Annotated in this window: 2 protein-coding genes; one reads left to right on the plus strand and one right to left on the minus strand. The window is 73.9% G+C overall.

What is annotated here, in order from left to right:
• Positions 1-229: 229 nt before the first annotated feature.
• A complete protein-coding gene (locus ABD823_RS34255) occupies positions 230-913 on the minus strand; it encodes a TioE family transcriptional regulator (RefSeq protein ID WP_344867083.1) in 684 nt (227 codons plus the stop codon).
• A 91-nt stretch (positions 914-1,004) separates the two neighbouring features.
• Here ABD823_RS34255 and ABD823_RS34260 point away from each other — a divergent pair, with 91 nt between their 5' ends.
• Positions 1,005-2,183: an erythromycin esterase family protein gene (locus ABD823_RS34260; RefSeq protein WP_344867086.1), complete on the plus strand. Its 1,179-nt coding sequence runs from the start codon at positions 1,005-1,007 to the stop codon at positions 2,181-2,183.
• Positions 2,184-2,217 lie beyond the last annotated feature (34 nt).

Here is a 2,217-nt window from a genome sequence, read left to right on the forward strand (position 1 = left end):
CGCAAACCCTAAAGTCCCGGCACCGCAGGGGATCCAGCACGCCACGACCGGCCGGATCCGGGCCCGTCGAAGACGCGGGAAGGGCTGCGGTCCCGCCTCCGCCGGGTGTGCGGGAAGCCTCCGCCGGGTGTGCAGGGATGGGAGGCCTCCGCCGGGTGTGCGGGGAGAGGCAGGACCGCAACGCGGCCGCCGGATCCGGCGGATCGGCGCCGCGTGCCTCGGCCCTGCCTCAGGGCTCGCGGGCGCGGAGGTAGGCGTCGAGCTCCGCCGAGCCCCTGAGCATGGCGCGGCCCCGGGCGGACAGGCGGGCCTGCCAGTCGCGCAGGGCCGACTCCAGCGGGGCGACCCCTCCGGCGGAGCGGACCTGGGCGATCAGCGGGGCGATCTGCTCCAGCAGGTAGCCGCCCCGCCTGAGCTGGTGGACCAGCCGGACGTCCCGCACGTCGGCCGCGCTGTAGATCCGATAGCCCGTCCGCGGGTCGCGGCGCGGCCGGACCAGCCCGGCGTCCTCCCATTTGCGCAGGGTGGCGGGGCGGATGCCGAGCCTCCTTGCCAGGGGGCCGATGAACGTCTCGCCGCGCTCCGGCGGCACGGGCGCCAGATCGCGGAGCGCGGCTTCGACGGCCTGGAGGGTGCGGCGGTCGTCGAGGAGCCGGCCATGGCTCTCGTCGATGAGCCGCAGCGCGTCCTCGGTGGCGCCCCGGTTGACCGCCTGCATGATCGACGTGGCCGTACGGTGACCGTGTCCGGGCACGAGGGCGAGGAACGCGCGCAGGGCCTGCGCGTGCAGCGGCGTGTAGGTGCGGTAGCCGTGGGCGGTGCGTCCGGCGGCGGGCAGGACGCCGGCGTCCTCGTAGTTCCTGATCGCCTGGGTGGACAGGCCGTGCTCGCGTGCCAGGTCCACCGGCCTCATGGGTGCATCACCGATTGAAGGTCTGCCGCGATGAACGCGGGGATTTCTCCGGAAAAGTTTACACCGAATGTTCAACGATACCGTTGAAGGAATGGATATCAGGGACATGGCCCGGCCGCTCGACGGCGCGGGCGTATCGGCGTTCCTCCGGTCGCTTCCCGCCGCGCCCCTGCTGCTCGGCCTGGGCGAGGCCAGGCACTTCGTGGAGGAGCTGGGCGAGGCGCGCAACGAGATCTTCCGGCATCTGGTCGAGCACGAGGGCTACCGGTCGTTCGCCATCGAGAGCGACTGCCTCATGGGCCTCGTGGTCGACGAGCACATCACGGCGGGCGCGGGCACCCTCGACGACGTCATGGAACGCGGCTTCAGCCACGGCTTCGGCGCCTCCCCGGCCAACCGCGAGCTCGTGCGCTGGATGCGGGCCTACAACGAGGAGCACGACGAGAAGCTCCGCTTCTTCGGGTTCGACGGACCGCTGGAGTACTGGGCGGCGAGCCCGCGCCAGGCGCTCACCGGCCTCTACGGTCTCCTCGACGGCCCGCTCCCGTGCACGCCGGAGACCCTCGACGCGCTGCTGGGCCCCGACGACCGGTGGTCGGACGAGGCCGCGGTCATGGACCCGTCCCGGTCGATCGGCCGGTCCGCCGACGCCCGGCGGCTCCGGCTGATCGCCGACGACCTGGTGGCGCTGCTGGAGACGCAGGCGCCGGGGCTGAGCGCGCAGGACAGGGAGCGGGCCGCGCTGTACGGGCGCACCGCCGTCGGCCTGCTCCGCTACCACCACGGGATGGCCGACACGTCCCCGGCCCGGATCGCCACGCTGTCGGCCCTGCGGGACGCGATGATGGCCGCCAACCTGCGCGCCGTCGCCGAACGCGGCCCGGCCCTGGTCTTCGCCCACAACCTCCACCTGCAGCGGACCAGGAGCCTCATGTCGTTCGGCGACCAGGTGCTGGCGTGGTGGAGCGCGGGGGCGATCGCCGCGATGCACCTGGGCGACCGGTACGCCTTCCTGGCCTCGGCCTTCGGCACGGCCGGTGACGACGCCCCGCCCCCGGACACCGTCGAGGGCGTCCTGTCCTCGCTCCCGTGGGACCGCTCCGTCGTCGACGCCCGCCGCCTGGCCGAGGCCGTGCCGGAGGCCGCCCCGCGCGTCTCCCGCGACTTCGCCTACTTCCCGCTGGACCCGGCCCGGCTCGGCGTGATCGACGGCATCGTCTTCCTCAAACGGGCCGTCAGGCTGGGCGGGCCGCTCCCGCCGGGCGCGTAGCGCCCAGAACACGCCGGGGCCGCCACCGGATGTC

The organism is Planomonospora alba (genome assembly GCF_039534085.1).
Taxonomy (GTDB): domain Bacteria; phylum Actinomycetota; class Actinomycetes; order Streptosporangiales; family Streptosporangiaceae; genus Planomonospora_B; species Planomonospora_B alba.

Coding starts and splice junctions, on each gene's coding strand:
- ABD823_RS34255 (WP_344867083.1), bottom strand. CDS start 913: ATGAGGCCGGTGGACCTGGCACGCGAGCACGGCCTGTCCACCCAGGCG.
- ABD823_RS34260 (WP_344867086.1), top strand. CDS start 1,005: ATGGATATCAGGGACATGGCCCGGCCGCTCGACGGCGCGGGCGTATCG.